Below are 26,244 nucleotides of genomic sequence, written 5' to 3'. Positions count from 1 at the left end.
CTATAAGGGGAATGCTGGAATGGAACTTAGACAACTTCAATACGTCATTCAAATCGCAATCGAGAAAAATTTTTCGCGCGCTGCCGAGAAGCTGCATATCGCGCAGCCTTCGCTCAGCCAGCAGCTGTCCAAGCTGGAACAAGAGCTGGGCGTCCTGCTTTTCCGCCGCACGACGAATTCGGTTGAGCTGACGCAGGCCGGCCAGGTATTCGTGGATAAATCCCAGTCGATTCTGGATGCCATCGAGCAGCTAAAGCAAGAGATGGACGATATGGCGCAGATGAAGCGAGGCCGTCTTGTCGTAGGGACGCTGCCTATCACGGGATCGCATATACTGCCGCTGGTTCTGCCGGTGTTCGGGGAACTGTATCCGCAGATCGAGGTCATATTAGTAGAAGACACAACCGTCAAGCTGGAGCAGCTTACGGCTAACGGGGGTACGGATTTAAGCCTGCTTACTCTTCCTCTCGTCGATCAGACGCTGGAATGGGAACCGCTAATGGAAGAGGAAATCTGCCTGGCCGTACCGCCCAGCCATCGCCTGGCCGGACGCGCCGACGAGATTTCGATCGAGGAGCTGCGGGACGAGCATTTCATCGGCTTGAAGAAAGGCCAAGGCTTCCGCCAGATTCTGGTGCATCTGTGCCAGCAGGCTGGATTTACTCCTAACATCGTGTTTGAGAGCAGCAATATTGAGACGGTGCAATCGCTGATTGCGGGCGGCATGGGCATCACGTTTGTCCCGAAAATGCTGACCCGGGCCGCGGGCGGCGATTTCGTACCCGTTTATTTATCGCTAAAGGACCGTCCTTCCCGCACCTTGATAATCGCCAGCCGCAAAGGACGGTATTTGTCCAAAGCGGCCGTGGCGTTTATTGAAACGATGAACAGAACGATCAGTCCGTACAAATAGCTCCTTAATATAAGGAAGGTCTGCGGTCCTCGAATACCGGAATTTTACCGCGTACGGCATCAACGAGAGATAAATCGATCTCGGCGTAAACAATCGTCTCTTCTTCCCCGGCTTCGGCAATGGTCTCGCCCCAAGGATCAAGAATCATCGAATGCCCGAAGAAATGCGTCTCTCCGCTAACGCCTACGCGGTTGCAGGCAATAACGAACATTTGGTTTTCGATCGAGCGGGCCGTCAGAAGCGTGCGCCAGTGATGAAGCCTCGGATGCGGCCATTCAGCCGGCACGAAGAGCAGCTTCGCTCCATCCAGCGCAAGCTTTCTGGCCAGCTCCGGGAACCGGATGTCATAGCAGATCATCATTCCCGCTCCCGCGCCCTCAATCTCAAGCTTGCCAAGCTTATCGCCCGCTGTCAGGTATTTCTCCTCATCCATTAAGCGGAACAAATGAATTTTCGAATAATCCCCGATCTGATTTCCTTCCCGGTCAAAAGCGTAGATCGTGTTGTACACGCCGTCTTCGCGCCCTTCCGCGATCGATCCGGCAATGATATGAATGCCGTGCTTTCGGCTGAATTCCGTCAGGTAAGCTTTCGTGCGTTCACCATGCGGGTCAGCGAGCTCCGTAATTTCGGTTAAGGCATAACCTGTGTTCCACATCTCCGGAAAAACGATGACATCCGGTTTGTTAGGCTGGGAAGCAGCCTCCTCGAGCATGCCGGACAGCTTGGCGAAATTCGCTTCGGGCTGTCCTACCTCTATATTCATTTGCAAAAGCGCAATACGCAATAGCTGTGTCATAGGCCTTGTTCCTTTCATCGATTACTTTTCCCTAATGATACCTTCTCATGGTTCTGTGTCAAGATGGACAGATTAATGGAGAAGAGTTATTCATTCCCGGACAAGGAGAGATATAAAATGCGCCAAAAACGATTAGCAGCCTTGCTGCTCGCCTTATGCGTCATGCTGACGTTCGCCTCTGCCTCCGCCTTTGCGGCAGCACCGGAGGATCAGCCTTTTAAACCCGTTCAGGTATTTGACGTGAAAGCCGGCAAAGTCGTGCTTACCACGCCAAACGACAAGGAGTACCAGGAATTTGCGAACAAATGGATCTCATCCATTACGGGACTTGCCCCGCAGCTTACGAATGACGACAGCTGCAATTACGTTTACCGCGTACCGCTGGAGAAGCCGGTTACGATTTCCGTCAACGGCACCAAGCTGCTGGCCGACGATGTGTTCTTGTTTTATTGCGATGGCAAGCCTCCGCTCCTTCTCGTATTCGATGAACAGCGCAGACCTTACCTACTGCTCTTCAAAGAGGACATTAAACCGTTTATAAAGAAAATCGGGATTCCTGCGGAATAAAACAGCCTAATTGCACGCTCCATGCCGACTAATTTACTCGACATAAACGGTTTTTACATGCTACATTTAAGCTAATGTCGTTAAGGCGATTAGAGAGCATTGATGGTGGAGTGTGAGCAAATGGAAACTCGAGTGAGTGAGCATGTAATCAAACCGGCAGACCGCATGACGGCGCTGCCAACGCAGTTTTTCGCCAAGCTTGTCGGCAAAGCGAATGCCCAAGCGGCCAAAGGCCGGGATGTGATCAATCTGGGGCAAGGCAATCCGGACCAGCCTACCCCTCCCCATATCGTAGCAAAAATGCAGGAAGCGTCGGCTAATCCGATGTATCACCGTTACCCGCCTTTCAGCGGCTATTCATTCCTGAAGGAAGCGGTAGCCACACGCTATAAAGAGGATTATGGCGTTGAGGTGGATCCTGCTACCGAGGTTGCCATTTTGTTCGGAGGCAAAACGGGTCTCGTTGAAATCAGCCAGTGCCTGCTTAATCCAGGTGACGTATGTCTTGTTCCGGATCCCGGTTATCCGGACTACTGGTCGGGCGTTGCGCTTTCCGGCGCGGAGATGAGCTTTATGCCGCTGACGGCGGCTAACCGTTTCTTGCCTGATTACAGCGCTATTGATCAGGAAGCTTTGAAACGCGCCAAGCTGATGTTCATTAATTATCCGAACAATCCGACCGGCGCCGTTGCGGATTCCGCCTTTTATGAGCAGACAGTTGCCTTTGCACGCCGCACGGGAGTCGTAGTTGCAAGCGACTTTGCTTACGGCGCCATCGGCTTTGACGGAAAAAAACCGGTCAGCTTCCTTCAAACGCCCGGCGCAAAGGAAGTCGGCGTAGAGTTCTATACGCTATCCAAAACGTACAACATGGCTGGCTGGCGGGTTGGCTTTGCTATTGGCAATGCCCAGATCGTCTCCCTGATCAATCTGATTCAAGATCATTACTATTGCAGCCTATTTGGCGGCATTCAGGAAGCGGCGGCGCTTGCCCTTACGGGTCCGCAGGATTGCGTAACCGAGCTTACGGCCCGCTATGAGAGCCGCCGCGAAGCGGTATTCGGCGCTCTTGCGAAAATCGGCTGGAAAGCTGACCGTCCCGGCGGCTCCTTCTTCTGCTGGCTTCCGGTACCAGAGGGCTATACCTCCGAATCCTTCGCGGACCTAGTCCTTGAGCAAGCCGACGTTGTTGTCGCGCCGGGCAACGGTTTCGGCACGCATGGCGAAGGTTATGTGCGCCTTGGCCTTTTGACAAGCGAGGAACGGCTCGTTGAAGCCATCGAACGGATAGGCAAGCTAGGCATCTTTTAATCTGTCTTTCAGACCGGCAAATCCCGGTCTGACGGCTGTTTTATGGCGTTTGCCTTGCTTTACAGTAAGGAATGATCATGATATGCTAGCATTAACTGAACATGTAACGTGATGACGGGACTAGTAAGCGAGGGCGGCCGTGCCCAGAGAGCAAATTCGTCAGGCTGCAAGATTTGCCTCGGTTCCTTGCTGAATCCAACCCCCGAGCGGCCGGCGAGAGCCGGACAGCGCCTCCTGTTATGAGGCTTGAGATGGACCTGATTGCGCGTATTTGCCATTCGGTCAACAAAGGTGGTACCGCGGAAGCTATAGACTTTCGTCCTTTATGGACGAAGGTCTTTTTATTTTGTCAGGAAATGGGATGAGAAGATGTCGGAGAGAATTGTTGTCAAAATCGGTAGCAGCTCCTTAACCTCGGAAGAAGGCGGCTTAAACCGCGAACGTATCACCTATTTTGCTTCTGAACTCGCCGCTTTGCACAAGCAAGGCTGCCCTCTTATTCTGGTAACCTCCGGCGCGGTGGCTGCGGGCTTCCGCCAGATCGGTTACGCAGCGCGGCCAAAAGCGGTACACGAGAAGCAGGCAGCTGCCGCGGTTGGTCAGGCGCTGCTCATGCAGGCTTATCAGGAAGCTTTCGGAGAGTTCGGCATCGGGGTAGCCCAAATCCTGCTGACCCGGGCAGACTTCTCCAACCGCAAACGGATCCAGAATGCGCTTAAAACGATAGAGGAATTGCTTCGCCTCCGCATCATACCTATCATTAATGAAAACGACACGGTGGCTACCGACGAGCTTGAGCTGAAATTTGGCGATAACGACAAATTGTCCGCGCTGGTTGCGGCGATGACGAAAGCAAGCAGCCTGGTCATGATAACCGATATGGACGGCCTGTATACGGAGGATCCGCGAAAAAATCCGGAGGCCGTCAAGATCGAACGGGTGGATCAAATCTCGGAGGAAATTATGCAGCTGGCTGGAGGAGCTGGCTCTGCGGTCGGTACCGGGGGCATGCGCTCCAAGATCGAGGCGGCGCGAATTTCCATGCGCGGCGGCGTCAGAGCTTTTATCGGAAAAGTTCAACAGGCTGGTGATCTGCAATTAGCCGTTGACGGTACGGGCAAAGGCACTTATTTCGATACCCGGTTACATAGCCTGCCCATGAAGAAGCAATGGCTGGGCTTCCACTCCAACCCCCATGGACGCATTATCGTTGACGACGGCGCCGAGCATGCCCTGCTTGTACGCGGCAAAAGCTTGCTGCCAGCCGGTATCCGCGAGATTCAAGGAGATTTTCATTCGGGGGATGTTGTAGAGGTAACAAACCTGACTGGAGACACGATTGGCCGCGGCGTCGTAAACTACGAAGCTTGGCAGGTTCAAGCCGTAGCCGGTCTCAGTACCGAAGAAGTAAAACGCCGGGTGGATGTTAATCGAATCGAAGTCATTCACCGCGACGAGTGGGTTTCCCTTCGATAGAGTATTTAGCAATTCATTACGTTTATGCTTTCGAAGCAGGAATGGCTTCGCATTTCATTTTAGGAGGAATCGTGATGGTTAGTGAAGTTAGACAAAAAGCAACGCTTGCCCAGGCCGCTGCCAGCATCATGAACAAAATGACGACCGAGCAGAAAAACACCGCCCTTACGGCGATGGCCGATGCCCTTATCGAGAATCAGGCTTCTATTATCGAAGCCAATAAAAAAGATCTGGAACGCGGCCGCGAGAATGGCACAAGCCCTTCCCTGCTGGACCGCCTCGCTTTGAACGAAGCCCGTGTTGCGGACATTGCGGAAGGTCTTCGCCAAGTTGTGGAGCTTCCGGATCCGGTGGGCGAGCTGCTTGAGCAATTCGACCGTCCTAACGGTCTTCGCGTAGAGAAAACGCGCGTGCCGCTTGGGGTTATCGGCATGATCTACGAAGCGCGTCCTAACGTTACCGTTGACGCTGTGGGCCTTTGCCTCAAAACCGGCAACTGCGTTGTGCTTCGCGGCGGCTCCGCCGCCCTGGACTCGAACCGCCGCATCGTTGAGGTGCTTAGGGAAGCGCTGGCTTCAACCGCTTTGCCTGAGGATGCGATTCAGCTGATTGAAGATTCGGACCGCGCTTCCGTTAACGAGATGCTTAAATTAAACGGATTGCTAGATGTTGTCATCCCGCGCGGCGGCGCGGCACTGATCCGCAATGTAGTCGAAAACGCGACCGTGCCGGTTATCGAGACGGGTGCCGGCATCTGCCATACGTTCGTCGATGAGAGCGCGGATTACGACATGGCGGAACGGATCGCCTTCAACGCGAAGGTTCAGCGCCCTTCCGTCTGCAATTCGATGGAAACCCTGATTCTGCACGAAGCATTTGCAGAGAAACATCTTGAGCAAATCGCTGACCGCTTCCTTGCGGCAAACGTCGAGCTGCGCGGCGATAAACGAACGACGGAAAACATAACGCAAGCCAAGCTTGCCACTGAACAGGATTTTGCTACGGAATATAACGATTATGTTTTAAATATTCGTATTGTAGCAAACTTAGACGAGGCGCTTGATCACATTCGCGAATACAGCACGAAGCATTCGGAATGCATCGTAACGGAGAATGCCGGACATGCCGAGCGCTTCCTGAACGAGGTTGACGCGGCAGCGGTTTATCATAACGCTTCTACCCGCTTCACGGACGGCTTCGAATTCGGCTTTGGAGCGGAAATCGGAATCAGCACGCAAAAGCTGCATGCACGCGGACCAATGGGTCTGCCGGCTCTAACATCAACAAAATTCCGGGTTTACGGCAACGGTCAAATCCGCGGTTAAGATATAGAGGAAAACAAGCTTGGAGGGTGAACGAAATGTTATCAATGGAACAAACAAATGCCGGGATAGACATTGAAGCTTTGAAAATCAGCTTCTACGGCGCAGGGTCGATGGCGGAAGCTATCGTACGCGGACTTATTAATCAAAAGCTGACAAAGCCGGAGCAAATCTCGATGCTGAACCGTCAAAACGCGGACCGTTTGAACGAGCTGAGCGAGAAGTATGGTATTCAGACGGTATTAAACGGCTCTACGAACGAGCAGTTTATTCAGGATGCGGATATTATTTTCCTGGCGATGAAGCCTAAGGATGCCGTCAGCGCGATTTCGTCCATCAAGCATCTCCTCTCGGAGAAGCAGCTGATCGTCTCGGTTATCGCCGGTCTGTCGATCTCTTCCATCGAACGCGTGCTAGGCAGGTCCGCCGCCATCGTGCGCACGATGCCCAATACTTCGAGCACAATCGGCCTGGGTGTAACGGGTATCAGCTACTCGGGCAGCGTAACGGAAGAACAGCGCAAGCTTGCGGAAACGATGTTCGCTTCGATCGGCATTAATGCGGTTGTCGAGGAATCGCTGCAGGATTCGATCGTTGGCGTGTCGGGCAGCGGCCCGGCATATGTTTATTTCTTCATGGAAGCCATGATGCAAGCCGCGGAGAAGCTTGGCCTCCCTGCCGACCAAGCGAAGGAGCTGATCGTTCAGACCGTTCTTGGCGCTGCCGAGATGGTCAGAACAACCGGCGAAGAGCCTGCTGAACTCCGCCGCAAAGTCACCTCCCCTAACGGTACAACGCAGGCTGCGATCGAATCCATGGCTGCTAGCGGGTTAACGGAAGCCGTCGTTCGCGGCATGCTGCGTTCGGCTGAACGCGCAGGCGAAATCGGATCCGATATTGAAAGGAGCACGTTGTCCTAATGAATCAAATGTGTGTCGCTACTTACCGCTGCTTTGACGAGAAAGCGGATTTCGATAAAAAAGCTTTATCCATCGCCGTTGGCTTAACGGTTGGAAGCTGGACGGAGCTCCCTGAAGCTCGCAAAGCCGAGATGGAGAAGCATCTTGGCAAGGTATTGTCCGTAGAAGTCCATGAACAGGCGGGCAGCGAGCGTTTCGCGGATATCCGCATTGCGTACCCGGACATCAACTTCAGCCGCGATATCCCTGCCCTGCTCGTGACGATCTTCGGCAAGCTGTCCATGGACGGCAAAATCAAGCTCATTGATCTGGATGTCTCGGAGCAATTCCAATCCGCCTTCCCTGGTCCTAAATACGGCCTGGAAGGCGTGCGTCAGCTTCTTGGCGTTCACGATCGCCCGCTCCTGATGAGTATCTTTAAATCCGTTGTCGGACATGATCTTCCAAACCTTCAGGAGCAGTTCTATAAGCAGGCGCTTGGCGGCGTCGACCTTATAAAGGATGACGAGATCCTGTTCGAGAACCCGCTTACTCCGCTGGAGAAGCGCGTGGAGGTTTGCATGGAGGCAGCCCGCAAGGCCCAGCAGGAAACCGGTCAAAAGTTGTTGTACGCGGTTAACCTGACAGGCCCTACCTCGCAGCTCGCAAGCCAAGCGCGCAAAGCTATCGCGGCTGGTGCAAACGCATTGCTGTTCAACGTATTGTCGTACGGCTACGACGTGCTGCACGAGCTGAGCAAGGATCCTGAGATTAACGTGCCAATCGCGGCGCATCCGGCAATGGCAGGCGCCTTTTATCCATCGCCGCATTACGGAATCAGCGCTTCCGTCCTGCTTGGCAAGCTGATGCGTCTGGCAGGCGCGGATCTTGTTCTCTTCCCTTCCCCTTACGGTTCAGTTGTGATGCCGAAGGAAGAGAACCTGGCGGTAAAAGACGCGCTTCTCGCGCCTTCGGATACGCTCCGGACCAGCTTCCCGGTACCGTCCGCCGGTATCCATCCCGGACTCGTTCCGCTTATTTTGCGCGACTTTGGAACGGACGTGGTCGTTAATGCCGGCGGCGGCATCCACGGCCATCCAATGGGCACGGCGGCAGGCGGCAAAGCTTTCCGCAGCGCGATCACGGCAGCTATGAACGGCGTACCGCTTCGCGAAGCAGCGGTGCAGCCGGGTAATGAGCCGCTTCAAGCGGCTATTGACGCATGGGGGATTAAGGAATGACAACAGCCAAGAAACGCATCATCTTCTGCGACTTTGACGGAACCATCACCGTCAACGATAACATTGTAGCTATCATCAAGCATTTTAATCCGCCGGGATGGGAAGACATTGCAAACGCGGTACTTTCCCAGAAAATTTCGATCCGAGACGGCGTTGGCCAGATGTTCCGCCTCCTACCGGCTTCCATTCAGAAGGAAGTTGTGGAGTATGGCATCAACAACGTGCAAATCCGTGACGGCTTTGCCAAGCTGCTCCAATATTGCAAGGACGAGCAGATCGAGTTCTACGTGACCAGCGGCGGCATCGACTTCTTCGTGTATCCGGTGCTAGCCCGGTTTGGCATTCCGGAGGATCATATCTACTGCAACGGCAGCGACTTCAGCGGCGAGCAGATTGAAATCACATGGCCGCATCCCTGCGACGAGCATTGCACCAATGACTGCGGAATGTGCAAAACTACGATCATGCGCCGTTTCCCGGCAAGCGAATACGAACGGATTATTATCGGCGACAGCGTAACCGATTTTGAAGGCGCCAAGCTGGCCGATACGGTCTTCTCCCGCCATCATTTGACGGATAAATGCAAGGAGCTTGGCCTCCCGCATACCGAATTTACTACCTTCCATGACATTGTGCATGAGCTGAAGAAAGAAAGGATCGTTTAACATGGCTTTTACCGATATTAAGCTGGAACAAAAGCAGCAGGCGCTCGCGGAGCTGCGCAGCGTTAAAGAATTGTTCGCCTCACGCGGATGGTTTGCCGGAACAAGCGGCAATCTCTCGGTTCGCGTAGGGGATTTCAACCCTGACGAATTCTACTTCGCCATTACGGCAAGCGGCAAGGATAAAACGGTACATACGCCGGAGGATTACTTGTTTGTCGACAAGGATGGCAAAGCTTGCGAAGCAACAAGCCTAAAGCCATCTGCCGAAACGCTTATCCATAACGAGATTTACCGTTTAACGGGCGCAGGCGCTATTTTCCACGTTCACTCCGTGTACAGCGCCGTTATGTCCGAATGGTTCTGGGAGCGCAGAGCCGTGCCTGTGGATGGGGTAGAACTGATCAAAGGCCTCAACATCTGGGACGAGGAAGCGCATATCGACATTCCGATCGTCTCCAACTTCGCTGAAATTCCTCGCATCGTACCGGAAGTGACGGAACGCCTCGACAAGCGGATTCCGGGTATCATTCTCCGCAAGCACGGCATTTACGCATGGGGGGCGAACGCCTTCGAAGCGAAGCGCCATATCGAAGCGTTTGAGTTCCTGTTCGAATACGTGTACCGCTGGGAAATGCTGAACGGCCGCAAATGAACCGAAAAAGCTGGTCAACTCGCATACTACGAGATTGACCAGCTTTTTTTAGGAATTAATAAATGCGGGTTACTTATACGATTTCTTCAACTGCGGCCAGTAATTCCTCCATCTTGAACAAGGAGCGCACTTCGAATTCGGCTTCCTCGAGATTGGCTCTGCCAGCCTTTTCATTCTCGATGACGCAAAGCACCTCTTTCAGCTCCGCATCGTGGTTCAGAAGGTCTGCTGCGCTTAAGAGCACCTGTCCGCCCGTAGTAATGACATCCTCGATAATGCAGACTTTTTTGCCCGTAATATCGATTCCTTCGGCCAATTTGCTTGTTCCGTATTCCTTCGCTCTCTTGCGGACGAAGACGACCGGAATGCCCGTTTTGAGGGAAAGCGCGGTGGCAATCGGAATACCGCCCATTTCAAGTCCGGCTAAAACTTCCGTTCCTTCCGGAACAAGGGGTGCAAGCTGTTCTGCGATCGCAGCCAGAAGCACGGGATTCGATTCGAACAAGTATTTATCGAAATAATGATTCGAGGTTTTACCTGAGCGAAGCTTGAATTCTCCCGTCAGTCGTGACGTTTGCATAATTTCTCTTGCAAGCTCTGTTTTGTTCATCTACAGTCCCCTTCTTCCCTAAAAGTGAATTCCCCTAAACAAACGCCGTCTGAAAGTTTAGCAAATCTTTAAGGAATTGTCTATGCGGCTATAGAGAGTTTTTTAAATCGACGTCGATTGATAATCTTCCTTCAATAATTGCTTGGCGATATAAAATATCTGGCCCATATGCTCCGAATAATGCGCCGCGCATTGATGCAGCATATCCGCGTTTGTGCGTTCCTTGCCGCGGACCTGCTGCGTTCGTTCCAGCTGCTCATCCGATAAGGAGGAAATAGTATCTATCACAAATTGTAGGCGCTGCCGTATGCTCCTAGACAGCTCTTCGCTCGTCGTGAACGTCGGTTTTAACTCCGCATTGCGATCTCTTACGATATCCTGATGGAGAATCCCTTTATTTACTCGTTCGAGCATATTGCCTTCCATATGCCTGATTAACGTCGCTATGGAGTGGCTGTTAGTTCCCGGACTCCAATTGACCTGCCCATCATCCAGCTGATTAAGCGCTTTCAAAATTCGTTTCTGTATCTCCTCGAACTTCCTGGTCAACCACACTCGATTAAAATCATAGTTCATTATCGATTCCCCTCCGCCAAAAAAACTCCATCCCATCCGGGACGGAGTGTAGTTGAATAGGCTGCTAGTCACCCTTCAGCATATTGAAGATAGCGCCTGCCGCACTTCCTTCGTCCTTGCCTCCCGTGCCGAATCGGCGAGGCGCTGCTGCGAATACGCGGCTCGCCAGCCTGCTGAACGGCAAGGATTGGATGTAAACGGTGCCCAGTCCTTCCAGCGTTGCGAAGAATAGTCCCTCTCCGATCGTGCCACCCGCGTGCATAAAAGCGAGACCGTCGCCTTCAAAAGCCCAGCCACTATAAAGTGTATATGCAATTCCCAGAAATGTCCATAATATTTGGACACTCTAATAATCTATTGTTGTGGCAGCCACTTTGCAGAGCATTCACTTACATACTATGCTACAAATTTAACAATAATAATAACTTTTACTACATCCGAATACCTTTTTTGATGCTCCTGTCACCCAACAATAAATTAAAGAGCCGGAAAGTCCTTTCGGACTACCGACCGTTTAATTCAATTACTTTAGTATAGCAGCTACTATTAGGTCCTGTTCAGTCTCAGAGATTGATCGTCTATAATTCATTTCCTCTTCGCCAGCTGCTCTAATTTGCTGCACAACCAGAAATTTCAACTGCTCAATAGCTCTTTCTTTACCTATTACTCGCACTTCATCAAGTTTCATTGAAGATTGAAACATATGTCTCCTCCAACTAAACCATCATTATAGCTATATTATAACGAACATGTGATCGTAATTTCAAGATTCGTTAACTATGAAGTAATTGTCATCTGCCCGTTTTGTTGACTAAAGATAAATTTCCATACACGAAAGCAGCCGATCTAAAAGATCGGCTGCCGTTAACGTATGAGATTAGATGGTGAAAATCAGCCTTACAGGTTGAGGCCATTCATCGCAGCTTCGGGATAACGCAAGCCAAATGCCGTTCCTCGCGGAGCCGCTTCGTCGATGCGCACCAAGTCTGCTTCTGTCAACTCGACCGCAAGCGAGCCTACATTCTCCTCCAGGTATTTGATTCGCTTTGTACCAGGGATTGGCACGATATCGTCTCCCTGCTCCAGCAACCAGGCAAGCGCTAGCTGTGACGGCTCACAGCCCTTTTCGGCAGCCAGCTCGGAGACTCGTTCGACGAGATCCAGATTGCGCTGGAAGTTTTCTCCTTGGAAGCGAGGGGAGAATCGGCGGTAATCATCCTCCGCCAGATCCTCGAACTTGCGAATCTGTCCGGTCAGAAATCCGCGGCCAAGCGGGCTGTACGGCACGAAGCCGATGCCTAGCTCCCGACATACAGCCAAGATGTCGTCTTCGACGTCGCGACTCCACAGCGAATACTCCGTCTGCAGCGCGGCGATCGGATGCACGGCTGCCGCACGACGAATGGTAGCCGGAGCCGCCTCGGACATACCAAGGTATCGCACCTTGCCTTCGCGTACCAACTCGGCCATTGCGCCGATCGTTTCTTCGATCGGCGTGTTCGGATCGACTCTGTGCTGATAGTACAGATCAATGTATTCGACGCCGAGACGACGCAGGCTTGCTTCGCAGGCGGCCTTGACGTATTCTGGACGGCCGTTGATACCTAGGTACTTGCCGTCCTCGCTACGCACGTTGCCAAACTTGGTCGCCACTACCACCTTGTCGCGGCGTCCCTTGAGCGCTTTGCCGACCAATTCTTCATTTTTGCCGACGCCATACATATCCGCGGTATCCAGCAGATTGATGCCTAGCTCCAATGCGCGGTCGATCGTGCGCAGGGATTCCTCGTCGTCCCTGCCGCTGTAAAAGTCGGACATTCCCATGCAGCCGAGTCCGAGCGCCGACACTTCAAGGCCACTCTTCCCTAACGTTCTTCTTATCATATTCGGATTCGCCTCTCTTTTCAGGTATGTTTAATCTTCGCCTTAATTATGCAACGATGGGTGCCCTACTAGGTAACCGATTCGTATCAAGTTATTGCCTAATCCTCCGACTGAACAGACGTGTGCAGGAGATCGGTGTTATAATGAACTTACCAAGAGGATTACGATGGAGGAAGAAAATGCCGCAACCACAACTTGCAGTGCCGCTGTTAGGAGATGATCAAGACAGGCAATCGTTCTTTTGTGGCCTTAAGTCAGCTGACACGCTCGCCGAGCTGGTCTGGTTGATCGAGCGTCATACGGGCAGAGACGGGATGTTCGGAACATCCGTGCCATTGCTGCATTTGATCCGCAGCTCAAAAACCACACTACCGGTCAATACGGTTTATGAGCCAGCAATCGTCATCGTCGCCAGAGGCACGAAGGTCGTTATGCTGGGAGGAGACAGCTTTACATATGGTCCCTCCTCGCATTTTGTAGTATCGGTCGATCTGCCGGTCACCTCACAACTTATTCAGGCTTCTCCCGAAGCGCCTTATTTGTGCATGCGGCTTGGTCTGGATCCCGCCCAGGTGCTGGAAGTGATGAAAGACGTGGAGCCGGAGGCGGAAGATGGCAGGGAGGCGAAGCGGGGCGCATTCGTCGACCAGACGAGTCCCGAGCTTCTGGATGCGGCGGTTCGGCTCGTCCGGCTGCTGGATACGCCTGGCGACATTCCTCATCTGGCGCCGCTGATCGTTCGCGAAATCTATTACCGTATAATGAAGGGAGGCCAAGGTGAAGCCTTTAAGCAGTTTGGCCTCGCCGGTAGCGGCATTAGTCGGATCGCCAGAGTCATTGCCCGCATCAAGCTGGATTATGCCCAGCCGCTTCATATCGACGAGCTAGCGAGAATGGCCCATATGGGTCCCTCGTCGCTGCACCGTCACTTCAAGGAAGTGACTGCACTGAGCCCGCTGCAGTACCTGAAGCGGATTCGCCTTCAAGAGGCGCGCCGCCTGCTGTTGGCCGAATCCCTCGATGCCGCCGATGCCGCTTACCGTGTCGGCTACGAGAGCCCCTCGCAGTTCAGCCGCGAATACGCAAGGCTGTTCGGTCTCCCGCCGATCAGTGATATCAAAAGGCTGCGAGAAGAGACGGCGCAGGAGATTGGTTGAGGTATTGTCGTCGTACGGATCTTTGGAATATGTATACTTTAATATATAGAGGCTTTCAATCCGGGTGGTGCTTGCAGCAATGCAAAATCAGATGGATCGTTCCATCGCCAGCCTATCGTCTCCCGTTCAACCTCATTACTTATCTATGCTCCTTAAAACTTCTTGTGCCAGTTCCAGTGCAACTGCCAATTTAATGCGATCTTGCTTGGATAATCCAATCCTGTATTCTGATAACATCATTGTTTCGATTATAGGCTCAATATTCAAATCATGACGGTTGGTCTCGACTATCGCCACTGTATCCGTATTTATGAGGTAAGTTATGATGTCCTCCCCTTGCTCTGGTATCCAATGGAGGCTATACGCTGTGAGTAGGTTAGGAAACTTATTCTGTAGTATCCTGAGCTTCGTAATAGCTTCGGGAACTTGAGAAAACAAAGCGTCATGTGAACACATAAGTTGACGCCTCATATCTTGTTCTGTTTTACTACCGATCAATTTCATTTTATCACCCTATAGGTTATCATACTGGCAATGACCTTCGACTTATTTAACTAACATTTCCCGTAATCACATATCGCTTATCGGTACATTTGAACAAACCACATCTTAAAACCGTGCTTTCGTAGAAACCAATGATTTTCTGCCACTGCTTACTTGCGGAATACACTGTGGAACGAGTTATACCATTGCTTTCAACTGATTGGAGCATCCCCGTTAGCCATCATGCAGCGCAAAAAACAGCGCTGCACCACAGAGAATGAAAAGAGAAATGCCGTTAATAATGCTACTACGGCTGGGAGAAGAAGGTCGATGAACTATGGTGCGTTAGAGCCCATCTGTTAGTCTGACTCCAACGATCACGGTGCATCACAGAATGTCGCTCCCTCGGGAAGCACTCATAGTAGATTAATCCTAATTTGGTTGTTGCACCAGCTCCATTACAGAGCCGTAGATAGGAATTTTTTAATGGATGTTCTCATTGAACGAGCATGTGGAATGGATGTTCATAAAGACTCTATCGCTGCATGTGTAATGACTCCCGAAGGAAAGGAGATTTGTACTTTCCCTACTAAAACAGTCTTTTTATTGCAATTAATAGACTGGATTAAAGACCATGGCTGTACGCATGTAGCGATGGAAAGTACCGGTGTATTTTGGAAACCAAGTTAACCTCTTAGAATCGGAAGACATTCAGTTTCTAGTCGTGAATGCTCAACATATGAAGGCACTTCCGGGGCGTAAAATCGATGTCAAAGATGCAGAATGGATTGCTCAGCTACTACGTCATGGGCTTCTCACAGCTAGTTTTATTCCAAACCGCGCCCAACGGGAACTTAGAGAATTGGTTCGGTACCGTCGTAGCATAATTGAAGAGCGTGCTAGTCAGCACAACCGAATTCAAAAAGTTCCAGAAGGAGCAAATATTAAACTTGGATCGGTTGTTTCAGACATTATGGGTGTTTCCTCTAAGAACATGCTTCGTGCCATTGCAGGTGGCGAAGAAAATACTGAAACACTAGCAAACTTAGCCCAACGTACACTAAAAAAGAAAAAAGCCAGAACTAGAATTAGCTTTGCGTGGCTATGTGAATCCTCATCAGCGATTAATGATCAAAACCATTCTAAACCACATCGATTTCCTGACAGAACAAATTGATCTATTAGACCAAGAGATTGCCCAAAGAGTTAGCTCTTTTCAGGAAGACATAGAGAGATTAGATTCCATTCCTGGCATTGCCCCACGCATGGCGGAACAGATTCTAGCTGAGCTTGGAACAAATATTGAGAAACAGTTTCCTAGGCAGCTCATTTATGTTCTTGGGCTGCATTAGTTCCTGGGAATAACGAGAGTGCCGGCAAGCGCAAGTCGACTAAAGGCAAAAAAGGAATCAAATACTTGAAAGCTGCTTTGACAGAAGCTGCACATTCAGTAGGTGCATCCAAGAACTACCTTGGTGCCATGTATCGTCGGACACTTGCTAAAAAAGGCAGAAAACGTGCCGCTATTGTGGTGGCTCATGCTATGCTAAGGATCGGTTATTACTTACTAACCCGAAAAGATATGTATGTAGATCTGGGCGAAGACTACTTTGAACGACATAAACATGTTGCGGTCGTTAGAAATTCCGTACGAAGACTTGAGAGCTTGGGGTATTCCGTTTCTATTTCGGATGTGTCCTGATCCTATGATTAAATATGTGTTGTGATAGGTGCTCAACTTTAAAAAAGCTTAAAATACGCACCCTTCTTTGATTTTGTCTATTTTTGATGTTACTTCAATGAATTTTCATGGTAGCTCAACATTCAATTAATAAGAGGTATCGATTATTTATCAAATATCGTTTTAATTTGCATAAGATCCTCGGTTACTGTTTTCGCCTCTTCGGCAGTAGTAGCAGGTGAACTGATCACAAGCTTGGATTTACCATCATAACTTTCAGAGGTAAGCAACTTATATAAACCAGGATCAGTGATTTCAACAGAGATTCTTACCTGTTTATGATCGAAAAATACTGGACCTACGGATGTTCGTTCGCTGCCTTCATATGATATCAATAATGCACCGTGCAAAATTATAACATGATCAAGCTTGATATTATTACCTATTGTCAACGAACCTTGGAAGTTGTGATCGTCTCTGTTATAGTTCCCCTCGAGAGTAAGCCTGGTTGTTTTATTAAAGTGATCACTATAAATAAAGGCGGGACTGTCCAGTTTGATTTCCTTATAAGGATCCTTCCACCAAAATGTAAAGTACGCTATAAAAACTATTATGATTAAAATGGCAAGAACAAGCATATATCTTTGTTTTTTCAATTGATTCACCTCCGGGTCGTACCTGATGTCAAACAACTTTAACACTAAGTTGAAATTTTTGTAATAGATCTAGGTTACTAGGTGATATGTCTGGCAGTTCCTCGGCACTGGATTCAACAAAAAGCCGCGGATAGGCTTTAATCCATCTATATTGAATGCTGTCCTTTACTACAATAAACCTGCAGCGGATCTCAGATCTACTGAAGGTTTATTGTTTTGAACTATAGTTCGCGTTAAGTTAATGGATAATCAGACGTTCCCGCTGCAATTATTCTGAATGTTACTTAGTTTTCTTAACTTCTCTTTGCTCGGGCGTCAATTCATATAGTTTCGTTTCTTTTTTGTCATATGCTATCATATGAGTTTTCAATACTGGAGATTGACCGTCATCGTAAGAACGTTTGATCGCCCGGGCCACTTGATATACTCCGTCAGTTAAGTAAGCATTTTGCTCGTATCCGTCATGCCAGATGACTTTGACATGGGCGACGCGCGAGTCTTTAACTTGACCGATGTAGTAGTAATGTCGATATGTGCCGAAAGTCGACATGCCCCACTTGAAATCGATAAGAACGTCTGGATCAAGCGACATACCAAATGTGCCGCCTCGGTTTTCCCACAACATGCCAAACGGACGGGCGACGAACATATGATGGAACATCGAATGTTCACGATCCAACAGAATTACCGATTGTATGCCTCTGCCCGAGTCCATAATCGAAGCAATTGAAGCCGAAGGCATCTCCATGCTAGATTGAGCTTGATGGACGACACTTTCCAGGCTCCATGGTTTTGAGCCGTAATGCGCTCTGAACAAGAAGAGAACTAGGGCAAGGATGGCCAGCCAACGCAGAAAATGACCTATAGGCATAAGTTTCATTCTATATTTTATGTCCATCATTGTACATCGCCCCCCTGGAGATCAATTTGGAACGAGAACGATTCACTGTATGCTTCGTTATAAACGGTAATAGATTGGATACCTGCCGGGACATCTTTGAAATCATAAATGCCTCTCGCTCTCAAAATATCCGTAGAACTTCCACCACCACTGGATTGCAAGATGGTTCCTTTGTCTGTCTTTACTTGAACCCGGTTAGGTAATTTTGAATTCGGTCCGAATGCTTTCCCTGACATATAAACAAGAAGTTCTTTCTGGTTATATACAACTCCGTCCAAACGAACTGCAGTGCCGAAGTACGACTGAAATTTCGCATCTGCATCGAAATAGATACCTTCGCGTTTCGCCTTATGGATATCTTTGTTAAATTGGTACATGTCGGAAAACGGGTTAATGATCAATATAGAATAACCGATAAGTAAGATCAGCAGCGCCCACTCTATCGTACGTAAAACCTTTGTCACTTTTTTTAGCAAATTCTTTTGCGACATGACTCTCCCCCTTAAACCCCTTGAAATTGGCAATCCGCTATCCTGCACTTTTACTTCAATAAAAAAAGCAACCGATGATGTGCCGGCTGCTACTGTGTTAATTTGAACTATCGTTCCTCGTTACTTTAATGAGCGGGTTGACCTGATAGCTAATTGATTGTAAACTCCGCCGCCAAATAGTATTTATCGTAGTCGCCTGCTTTTCTAAAATCGAGTATATCTTTCACTATCCGATATTCACCAGTAACAAGTTTTCCATAGAGCCACTTCCAATCAACTGTCCATTCACTAACATTTGAAGAGCCAAAGCCATATCCAATATCATTAAACGCGTAATTACCATCAATGGTAACAGGGACGTGATACCATCTACCTTCAATTTTCTTTTCCAGCGAAAAAAATTCACCATAAGTACATTGCTTACCAGAGTTATTTTCGAATACTACAGTCAATCCAGTAGAGTTGACCGTTCCTTTCTTAATAATCATCGTTACTCCATTAAGGTCGTTGACTGTTTCATACTTGGAAGGTTCCCAATTAGTATTTTCTCCAGTAGTTGTTCCTTCATTAGCATTAGAGCATCCTACTATTAGGATAAGACAAAATACGATGCACAGAGTAAGAACAGACGAACAAGACATTATCTTCATTTAGAAACCACCCTCATTTGTTATATATCCGTTTCAATAGAAAGACGAGTTCGTCAGGAGTTATGTTACGTTAAACTGCCCTTTAACCATCATGCAGCGCAAAAACAGCGCTGACCACAGAGGATGAAAATGTTTAATCTGTCAAACATCACAGAATGTCGCACCCATTATGGGTAGCACTTATGGGAGACTAATCCTCTTGACTGGTTGCACCAGCCTTACCTCTGTTTTTCTATGAAAGATGCTAAACTACTACACAACTCCATTAGCATCAATTTCAAAGGCTCAGCCTTTTTTTTAAAAAGTATTATTCTGGGTCTATTTTATTATGTTCTTTTTCAGGTTTTGAGCTAAGTTTATTTTCATGGGAGTTCAATAAAAGCAGTCGAACCTATGATCCCTAAAAGTGAACCAATAATTCCACTAGATAGTCCGTATCCAGTTCTATCACACCATTGTAATGTGAAACAGCTAGTTAGGAAATCTTTTAAGAATAATTTTGGATCAGTCGACAGCAAGCGCCACCCCTCGTTGCTCACTTGCATTAAACTGAATCTGGTTATAAGACACGGAGGGAGGAATTGATGTTGAGCAAGTACGATGTAGTCATTATTGGAAGTGGCCACAACTCGTTAATAGCGGCCGCTTATTTGACGCGTGCGGGGAGAAGCGTCCTAATACTCGAGAAGAACGACCGCCCAGGAGGATTTTTACGTACTGAAGAGTTGACATTGCCTGGCTTCAAGCATGACGTCTATGCCGCTGCCCACCCCTTGTTCCTGAACAGCCCTGCTTATGCGGACTTCAGGGAAGCTCTCGAAGCGAGAGGACTGCGTTACGTGAACACAGATCTGCCAACCGGCGTTTCGATGGAGAACGGTGAGACAGCTGTCTTTGCACGCTCAGTCGAGGGACTTACCGTCGAAGCAGAACGTCTGGCCCGCGGTGATGGCGCTGTGCTAGGACGGATGTTCGATGCATTTACACCGTATGCGGGAAACGTATTCGAGTTGTTCAACCTAGACTTATCGGGTCAAAAAGCTTCTGGGATCCTCCAGAAGTTACTATATGACCACCGTGCTGGGGGCAAAGGCTACTCGGCTTTCGCCGCTTCTCTCTTCTCCACTGCCCGCAACACGGTAAGTGAATTCCAGTCGCCGGTCATGCGCGCCATGTTAGCGTCATGGGTAACGCATCTGGGTCGTACGCCGGACGAAGTCGGTAGCGGCATCTGGGTGCCGCTCACTACGATGGCTCTGATGGGAGGCGGAATGCCTATTCCCGAAGGAGGCAGCGAGAAGCTTGCGCAGGCTTTGACTCGCTTGGTACTGGACCAAGGTGGCACGATCGTGACGAGTACGCGAGCCGAGCGGATTGTAGTCAAAGACGGCAAGGCAGTCGCCGTTCAAACAGCAGAAGGCGAAAAATACCACGCGAAGCATGCTGTCGTCGCCTCCACCGTCCCGGACCAGTTGTACCTGTCGCTCTTGGCCGATACGCAAGTCAGTCCTGATATTCGCAGTCAAGCAAAGCGATTCCGCTATGGAAGAGGCTGCGTTCAGATTCATCTCGCCCTGAGTGAAGCCCCAAAATGGCCTGATTCTCGGTTTGCCAGAGTCGGCCAGCCCCACCTGACCGATGGGCTAGACGGCTTTACCCAAGCCATTGCACAAGGGATGGCCGATCTTCTGCCGGCCAAGCCAACTTTTACAGTCGATTGCTCTACGAATCTCGATCCGACCCGAGCGCCAGTAGGCAAAGCGATCATGAGACTCCAAGTCCTTGAGGTTCCTTGTCGTCCCCGTGGCGATGCTGCTGGTCAAATTGACGTCGGCGACGGTACATGGACGAAAGAGCTGACTGAACGATTTGCAGAACGCGTGATCTCCATTGTAGGCAAGCATATTCCGAATATCCCAAGCGCTATCATCGACAAGTCCGTCGTCACACCTGACACCCTGGCCCGTTTCAATCCAAATTCTGGCCCCGGCGATCCCTATGGCGGTTCGCACGATCTCGCGCAGAGCTACTTGTTCAGTCCGCTACCTTCCCAGCCTGGACACCGAACGGAGATCCCCAATCTATTCATGCTAGGTGCTGCCACATGGCCAGGACACGGCATTAACGGCGGATCGGGCTATATCGTGGCGCAGCAACTTCTATCTCTCGAAAAATAGCCATACGTAATATTCGGCCAGTACTTCGTCATGTTCCTTAAAAGAGCAATTACGCTGTATCCCTGAATTAATAAGAACAAGCCCTGGTAATTACCAGGGCTTGTTCACTTTAGTCAACGGTAGCTTAACAGTCTATGGTTCAACTAACGTGAATTTGTTTTTGCTTTGCCAACTTCTCATATCCAATAGCAACATAGAATTGACTTGTCCTTCGAGTAGTAAGTGCAATCTGGCCAGCAACTTCGTTCTGGTAGCTTATTTAAACTATCGTTCCCTTTTAGCTTAACGAATGTTTTTCGTATACCAATTTCCATGCGATTACACCATTCTCTCTTTCAAGAAACCTACATACCTATAAGTTATAAAATTCCATGCCCCGTAAAGGAATTCCACCAACGAATTCGTCAGGAGCGTCGTACGAATGAAATTGGATACTCCTTAACGCCGAAGACGAACGAGCTTCGAATCGGCACCAAGTCGTTTCCGTCTGGCAGTTGGAACTGATCGAACCGATTCGTCAGCATTTGAAGCGCGATCTTGCCCTCCAATCGAGCGAGCGGCGCACCCAGGCAAAAATGAATGCCGAAGCCGAAGGACATATGTGGATTCGGCATTCGGCGAGGATCGAAACGCTCGGGAGCGGCAAAGACTGATTCGTCACGGTTCGCCGCTCCCACCCAGGCAATAATCTGGTCGCCCGCTTTGAATCGGTGCGAGCCGAGCTCGACATCCATAGTCGCGGTCCTTCCTATCGCAATAATCGGTGGGTAATACCGCAGCGTCTCTTCAATGAAGCCGGGGATTAATTCTGGACTCCGGTTCAGCTCGTCTTGCAGCTCGGGCTGCTCGCACAGAACGCGCATTCCGTTCGCAATCAGATTGGTCGTCGTCTCGTTGCCGGCGGCCAGTAGCAGCACGCAAAAACTGATCACTTCATGTTCCGTCAGTTGGACCCCGTCAATTTTCGCAGCGAGCAAGGCCGAGATCAGATCATCCTTCGGCATTCTAGAGCGGACCTTAATCAGCTGTCCAAAATATTGGGCGAGCTCCTGCATCGCCTCCATACGCTTCCGCATGATCGCCTCGTATGCTTCGGCAGACTCGTCCTCAGCGCTTTCGACGAGAATATCGGACCAGTGTTTGAAATGAGCCCGGTCCTCTGCTGGCGTTCCGAGCAGCTCGGCGATGACGATGACCGGCAGCGGAGTGGCGAAATCACTCACCAGATTCATATCCACTCCGTCCACGCCATCCAGAAGGTCCGCGGAAATCTCTTCAATACGCGGCACCAGCCCCTGAATCGCTTTCGGCGTAAACGCCTTATTGACGAGATCGCGCAGCTGCTTATGCTTGGGTGGATCGATGAACAGTAGATTTTGGCCTCCCGCGGCTCCTCTCACGGAAGAAAATGTTTTGGGATCCTTCAGGATGCGCTGGACTTCTCCATATGAGAAGACGTCCCAGCAATTTCGAACACTATCGTACCGGACAGGGGTCTGCTGTCTTAGCTCCGACAATAGGCCGAAAGGAAACAATCGCTTCCCGATCGTGTTAAGTTCTGGCATGATCAGCATGTTTGCATATTTCTCGTTATTCAAGGTTCATCCTCCTTCGCTTCACTATCTTTACTTTACTCGTTTCTTCTGCAGGTAGGTCTCGCCTCATATAATCGTACCGTAATCGACTAGCATCGGCGACTGGCTAAAGATCGATTTACTGTATTAAGTTTCCTTCATAACTTTTCTTGAAAGGCAGATTACTCATAACTTCATAACTCCATAACAGTCGAGGTATCGATCCCGTCCGAGGAGAGATTGTATTAAAAAAAAGCTGCAGCAGATCCTCTGACCTGCTGCAGCTTTATTGATTGCACTATAATCTCCCATCCATCGGTCTTGCGCAAGGTGAACCAACCATTAAGTCCTCTTTGTAAAAATCTGGAAGGTAACGCCGAATTTGTCGGTTACCATCCCGTACGCGGGACTGAAGTAGACCTCCTGCAGAGGGTGTTCGACCTGTCCGCCCTCTTTCAGCGCCTCATAATACTTCTGGGCCTGCTCTTTATCGGCGATGTTGATGCAGATGTTTACTTGCTTGCCCTGCGCGAACCGGACCCCCGGGTCTGTATCGGCGACATACAGATCCGATCCTCCGATCTTCAGGACGGAATGGGCCACTCGGTCCCTCGCCTGCTCCGACACCTCTTGCCCAGCTTCGCCGAAGGTCGTCTTGAATACCACCTTCGCTCCTAACGCTTGCTCGTAAAAGGCGATCGCCTCACGAGCGCCTCCGTCCAGCATAATATACGGAATCAGTTGCACGTCCATATTTATTCATCTCCTTCAACCTTTAAGATTGATCTTTCTCTGATAGTGTAACGGTTAATAGTGACAACTTCTGTCATAATCATTGGTTTTTTATCAGGCCAGGGATTATTCCGGCAGCTTTAGCATACTTGGGCCTCAGTTCATTTTTGGGTTATTTTAAAAGCCAGGTCCCGCATCTTCCGGACGTTCAGCCTTCCAATTGGCTATAGCAGAAGGTGAAATCCTCCGACTCGCATACCGGTTCGAACCAGGCCGGCGCATTGCGCACCCGGCTGGAGCTTAGCCCGATCCGCACCCGGTTCACTTTATAATGATGGAAGCGGTCCAGAGTACGTCTTGTTTTTTCTTCCTTGCGAATGCCGGGCAAATGGCATCGAATTGCCCTTCCTTGATACTGTAAAAAAATGTATACACATATCGGCTCGCCGAACGCGGCATGAAACGAATCCGAAACAAGCTTCCGTCTTCCGCTTCGCAAAATCCGTCTACCGGAATCAAGCTGTCACGATTTTCTGCCGCTTGCGAAATTCAGGTTCATCTACATGAATTTCAATCTCATAACGGTCGTACGCGGCAATCGCGTTTGCCTTAACCGTTACAAAGGAAATGTTCATTACACTGACTGCGTTTCTTAACATTTTTTTATTCGGCCAGTACCAATATCCAATCTTCACCTCTTCCGCTGCTAGGAGGCATGAAGCGTCTCGTACCTTCGTTAGACAGTATTCCTGCATTGGTGAATTCTCCGCTTCTTGGATTGTACCAAGAAGCAGACAGCGTTTGGCCAGATAAGCGTCCAAGTCGAGCATGAATGGAAAGCCCGTTTGGCGAATAGTACAAGGCGAATGTATTTCCTCTGGCTGCTGGTACATAATTTGAGCCTGCTCCGTTATCCTCTAGAAGCTCCTGATCTGGAATCAATTCTTCTAACCCCCTAGACTCTAGCAGTGCCAGAACAAATTTCATCTGATTGGCTCCCGGCCGCTCGAGCGCAGCCTTCCATTCGCATATGACATACCCTCCAGCCTGATCAAACTCTAAGGATCCATACTGCCCCCGACTCATACACCAGATCGAATGATGTCCATACGTATGTCCGCATGCTCCAGATAGTACTCCATAATAAGCAGCCTTGCGCACATCCGATTGATCGAAGTAGCCGTTGTCCGCTCTGAAGCCGACAGGATGATCCTCGTAGCAAGGCTCCGCGTCCATCGTTGGCTTAACCGGCGTGAGCCCATAATCGGAAAGCACCTTCTCATAGTTGCGCTGCACACCTTCGCCATGTCCCGATTGAATCATATTAAAATCAAGCCAAGTCTCTCGATGTACATGGTAGGATGAAGAATGCCCTCCCATCGGATGCAGCGTCATCAGTTGGTCCGCGCCGCCTTCTTTAATTCCTGCGGCAAGCGCTCTTGTAATGGCAAAATGCTCGAATTCCGTTAGGGGCCGGTCGCCACCCAGCACCCAAACGATATTGGAGCGGCTGCTATATCTTGCGCCCAGCCAGCGACCGAACGCATTGGCATTCTCAGCATTAAACACGACTGGCCCCTTGCCCCACATCAGATTGTATTTGTCTCCCCAAGTCGGCAGCAGAGCAATATAAATCCCCAGTTCGGCAGCGAAATCAATAATATAATCCACATGCTTCCAATAATCGTAAGCCTCTTCTTCCGTTAACGGCAAAGAAGGATCATATTCTCCCGCTTCATTCTTGCTTAACGGCCGCTTGCCGTATGCATTGGCCGTCTCAAGTCCATCCAGCTCGGCGAGAGCAACCGCCTGTACGACATTGAACCGCTGGTTCGCTCGTGTTCTCAGATAGTGCTCTGCTTCCTCTCTATTCAGCTTATGAAATAATTCCCATGCCGTATCGCCAAGCCAGAAGAACGGTTGTCCGTCTTCTTGTGTCAAGCGCCGCCCGTTGTCGCTTACCCGAAGTTTTTGTACCATCGCCCTGCTTCCTCCGTTCTAATTAAAAGCCTATTAAAGCTTATATATTTTCTTGGCCGTGCCATGCAAAATCCAATCCTGATCTTCCTGCGAAAGCCCGCAGCTTCTCACCTTCGCCAGCTCGGTGCCCGTATTGTCCGCATGATCCGTACCAAACATGAACCGGTCAGCGCCGAATTGGTGAGACCAATGCCGCAGGTTAAAACCTGCTGTCCAGGTAATATCGGCGTATAGATTGGAGCATGCTTTCATTGCGATTTCCGTCTCACCGGCCATAATCATCATGCCGCAGTGAGCCATCACGATGGGAAGCTCCGGATAATCCTGCGCTACGCCGATCAAATTGGCAGGATTGGCAAATGGAATACCTGCTCCCGTATGGACCATAACCGGTACTCCCAGTTTGCTCGCCAGACCGAACACTTTCCTTCCGTCGCGGCTGCCAGAGTGAACGGCATGAGCGAACGTATGGGCTTTAATGCCCGCAAATCCATGCTCCTCCATACAGCGACGAACCTCTGCCTCGTACACCTTGTCAGGCAGATGAGGATTTAGGTTGGCCATACCCAGGAACTGACCGGGATAACGCTTACTGAGTTCACCAATAGCATCATGCTGTGCGCGAACCGTGTCCAGATCATGGCAGGTGGCGGGCTGAACAATCGTAGTGGCAATCCCATATATGTCATGCTTTTCAAGCAGCTCTTCAAAGGTAAAATCTTCATCAAACACTTGATCCCAGCCCATATGGGCATGAACATCAATAATCAAGCTTGCCCACTCCTCTCCATTAGGACAGGGAGATGGCTGCATTTTCATAAACCCCGAACAACATACCAAAAAAAGA

26 protein-coding genes and 2 pseudogenes are annotated in these 26,244 nt (G+C 49.8%); 12 read left to right on the top strand and 16 right to left on the bottom strand.

Annotation, left to right across the window (positions count from 1 at the left end; genetic code table 11):
* The first annotated feature begins 19 nt into the window (after positions 1–19).
* Positions 20–913, top strand: a complete 894-nt coding sequence (locus tag CFI03_RS02695; protein ID WP_248756391.1) for a LysR family transcriptional regulator — start codon at positions 20–22, stop codon at positions 911–913.
* 4 nt (positions 914–917) lie between these two features.
* On the opposite strand, the gene CFI03_RS02690 is transcribed toward CFI03_RS02695, so the two are convergent.
* Entirely contained in the window at positions 918–1,712 is a 795-nt protein-coding gene (locus tag CFI03_RS02690; protein ID WP_248756390.1) for a carbon-nitrogen family hydrolase, read from the bottom strand.
* A 117-nt stretch (positions 1,713–1,829) separates the two neighbouring features.
* Here CFI03_RS02690 and CFI03_RS02685 point away from each other — a divergent pair, with 117 nt between their 5' ends.
* The 8 genes from CFI03_RS02685 (at position 1,830) to mtnB (ending at position 9,845) form a co-directional block, all read left to right on the top strand.
* Positions 1,830–2,279 carry a hypothetical protein gene (locus CFI03_RS02685; RefSeq protein ID WP_127494030.1) on the top strand — a complete coding sequence of 150 codons (450 nt, stop codon included), beginning with the start codon at positions 1,830–1,832 and terminating at the stop codon, positions 2,277–2,279.
* Between the two features lie 120 nt (positions 2,280–2,399).
* On the top strand, positions 2,400–3,590 hold the full coding sequence (locus CFI03_RS02680) for a pyridoxal phosphate-dependent aminotransferase (RefSeq protein ID WP_127494032.1): 1,191 nt from the start codon (positions 2,400–2,402) through the stop codon (positions 3,588–3,590).
* Positions 3,591–3,959: 369 nt separating this feature from the next.
* Positions 3,960–5,066 (top strand): glutamate 5-kinase, encoded by a 1,107-nt coding sequence (proB, locus tag CFI03_RS02675; RefSeq protein ID WP_248756389.1) that lies wholly within the window; start codon positions 3,960–3,962, stop codon positions 5,064–5,066.
* Positions 5,067–5,140: 74 nt separating this feature from the next.
* Entirely contained in the window at positions 5,141–6,391 is a 1,251-nt protein-coding gene (locus CFI03_RS02670; protein ID WP_248756388.1) for a glutamate-5-semialdehyde dehydrogenase, read from the top strand.
* A 35-nt stretch (positions 6,392–6,426) separates the two neighbouring features.
* Complete coding sequence (gene proC / locus CFI03_RS02665; RefSeq protein WP_201003477.1) at positions 6,427–7,308, top strand: pyrroline-5-carboxylate reductase; 882 nt, start codon at positions 6,427–6,429, stop codon at positions 7,306–7,308.
* Positions 7,308–8,528, top strand: a complete 1,221-nt coding sequence (locus CFI03_RS02660; RefSeq protein ID WP_248756387.1) for a 2,3-diketo-5-methylthiopentyl-1-phosphate enolase — start codon at positions 7,308–7,310, stop codon at positions 8,526–8,528. Before proC ends, CFI03_RS02660 begins: the two co-directional genes overlap by 1 nt.
* Entirely contained in the window at positions 8,525–9,193 is a 669-nt protein-coding gene (locus CFI03_RS02655; protein ID WP_248756386.1) for a 2-hydroxy-3-keto-5-methylthiopentenyl-1-phosphate phosphatase, read from the top strand. Before CFI03_RS02660 ends, CFI03_RS02655 begins: the two co-directional genes overlap by 4 nt.
* A gap of 1 nt (position 9,194) precedes the next feature.
* Positions 9,195–9,845, top strand: a complete 651-nt coding sequence (gene mtnB / locus CFI03_RS02650) for a methylthioribulose 1-phosphate dehydratase (protein WP_248756385.1) — start codon at positions 9,195–9,197, stop codon at positions 9,843–9,845.
* 73 nt (positions 9,846–9,918) lie between these two features.
* Here mtnB and pyrE read toward each other — a convergent pair whose 3' ends face one another.
* From pyrE to CFI03_RS02625, 5 genes and pseudogenes are all read right to left on the bottom strand, one after another.
* Positions 9,919–10,455, bottom strand: coding sequence for an orotate phosphoribosyltransferase (gene pyrE / locus CFI03_RS02645; protein WP_127494046.1), 537 nt, complete (start codon positions 10,453–10,455; stop codon positions 9,919–9,921).
* Positions 10,456–10,557: 102 nt separating this feature from the next.
* Positions 10,558–11,031, bottom strand: coding sequence for a DinB family protein (locus CFI03_RS02640; RefSeq protein ID WP_248756384.1), 474 nt, complete (start codon positions 11,029–11,031; stop codon positions 10,558–10,560).
* Between the two features lie 64 nt (positions 11,032–11,095).
* A pseudogene (locus tag CFI03_RS02635) lies at positions 11,096–11,314 on the bottom strand (TIGR00266 family protein); the annotation flags it as partial.
* A 240-nt stretch (positions 11,315–11,554) separates the two neighbouring features.
* Positions 11,555–11,734: a hypothetical protein gene (locus tag CFI03_RS02630; RefSeq protein WP_248756383.1), complete on the bottom strand. Its 180-nt coding sequence runs from the start codon at positions 11,732–11,734 to the stop codon at positions 11,555–11,557.
* Between the two features lie 194 nt (positions 11,735–11,928).
* Positions 11,929–12,915 (bottom strand): aldo/keto reductase, encoded by a 987-nt coding sequence (locus CFI03_RS02625; protein ID WP_248756382.1) that lies wholly within the window; start codon positions 12,913–12,915, stop codon positions 11,929–11,931.
* 179 nt (positions 12,916–13,094) lie between these two features.
* Here CFI03_RS02625 and CFI03_RS02620 point away from each other — a divergent pair, with 179 nt between their 5' ends.
* The gene (locus CFI03_RS02620) at positions 13,095–14,072 is read left to right on the top strand and encodes an AraC family transcriptional regulator (RefSeq protein WP_248756381.1); all 978 of its coding nucleotides are present in this window, start codon (positions 13,095–13,097) and stop codon (positions 14,070–14,072) included.
* A 135-nt stretch (positions 14,073–14,207) separates the two neighbouring features.
* On the opposite strand, the gene CFI03_RS02615 is transcribed toward CFI03_RS02620, so the two are convergent.
* Positions 14,208–14,576, bottom strand: coding sequence for a hypothetical protein (locus tag CFI03_RS02615; RefSeq protein ID WP_248756380.1), 369 nt, complete (start codon positions 14,574–14,576; stop codon positions 14,208–14,210).
* Between the two features lie 465 nt (positions 14,577–15,041).
* Here CFI03_RS02615 and CFI03_RS31395 point away from each other — a divergent pair.
* A pseudogene (locus CFI03_RS31395) lies at positions 15,042–16,257 on the top strand (IS110 family RNA-guided transposase).
* A 143-nt stretch (positions 16,258–16,400) separates the two neighbouring features.
* Here CFI03_RS31395 and CFI03_RS02605 read toward each other — a convergent pair.
* The 4 genes from CFI03_RS02605 to CFI03_RS02590 all read right to left on the bottom strand — a co-directional run bounded on the left by CFI03_RS02605 (position 16,401) and on the right by CFI03_RS02590 (position 18,934).
* Positions 16,401–16,892: a hypothetical protein gene (locus CFI03_RS02605; protein ID WP_248756379.1), complete on the bottom strand. Its 492-nt coding sequence runs from the start codon at positions 16,890–16,892 to the stop codon at positions 16,401–16,403.
* A gap of 280 nt (positions 16,893–17,172) precedes the next feature.
* Complete coding sequence (locus tag CFI03_RS02600) at positions 17,173–17,793, bottom strand: hypothetical protein (RefSeq protein ID WP_248756378.1); 621 nt, start codon at positions 17,791–17,793, stop codon at positions 17,173–17,175.
* Entirely contained in the window at positions 17,790–18,284 is a 495-nt protein-coding gene (locus CFI03_RS02595) for a hypothetical protein (RefSeq protein WP_248756377.1), read from the bottom strand. Before CFI03_RS02595 ends, CFI03_RS02600 begins: the two co-directional genes overlap by 4 nt.
* Positions 18,285–18,433: 149 nt before the next feature.
* Entirely contained in the window at positions 18,434–18,934 is a 501-nt protein-coding gene (locus tag CFI03_RS02590; protein WP_248756376.1) for an immunoglobulin-like domain-containing protein, read from the bottom strand.
* A gap of 584 nt (positions 18,935–19,518) precedes the next feature.
* On the opposite strand from CFI03_RS02590, the gene CFI03_RS02585 reads away from it, so the two are divergent.
* Complete coding sequence (locus CFI03_RS02585) at positions 19,519–21,111, top strand: phytoene desaturase family protein (RefSeq protein ID WP_248756375.1); 1,593 nt, start codon at positions 19,519–19,521, stop codon at positions 21,109–21,111.
* Between the two features lie 404 nt (positions 21,112–21,515).
* On the opposite strand, the gene CFI03_RS02580 is transcribed toward CFI03_RS02585, so the two are convergent.
* From CFI03_RS02580 to CFI03_RS02560, 5 genes are all read right to left on the bottom strand, one after another.
* Positions 21,516–22,685, bottom strand: a complete 1,170-nt coding sequence (locus CFI03_RS02580; protein WP_248756409.1) for a cytochrome P450 — start codon at positions 22,683–22,685, stop codon at positions 21,516–21,518.
* A 342-nt stretch (positions 22,686–23,027) separates the two neighbouring features.
* Positions 23,028–23,438: a VOC family protein gene (locus tag CFI03_RS02575; RefSeq protein WP_248756374.1), complete on the bottom strand. Its 411-nt coding sequence runs from the start codon at positions 23,436–23,438 to the stop codon at positions 23,028–23,030.
* Positions 23,439–23,625: 187 nt separating this feature from the next.
* Positions 23,626–23,805: a hypothetical protein gene (locus CFI03_RS02570; protein ID WP_248756373.1), complete on the bottom strand. Its 180-nt coding sequence runs from the start codon at positions 23,803–23,805 to the stop codon at positions 23,626–23,628.
* Between the two features lie 275 nt (positions 23,806–24,080).
* Positions 24,081–25,397: a glycoside hydrolase family 140 protein gene (locus tag CFI03_RS02565; RefSeq protein WP_248756372.1), complete on the bottom strand. Its 1,317-nt coding sequence runs from the start codon at positions 25,395–25,397 to the stop codon at positions 24,081–24,083.
* A 33-nt stretch (positions 25,398–25,430) separates the two neighbouring features.
* Positions 25,431–26,168, bottom strand: coding sequence for an amidohydrolase family protein (locus CFI03_RS02560; RefSeq protein ID WP_248756371.1), 738 nt, complete (start codon positions 26,166–26,168; stop codon positions 25,431–25,433).
* Positions 26,169–26,244: the final 76 nt, after the last annotated feature.

Origin of the sequence: Paenibacillus sp. ATY16 (genome assembly GCF_003399985.2) — a bacterium.
GTDB lineage: Bacteria > Bacillota > Bacilli > Paenibacillales > Paenibacillaceae > Pristimantibacillus > Pristimantibacillus glycanilyticus.
This window is presented reverse-complemented; position numbering and strand designations above follow the sequence as displayed.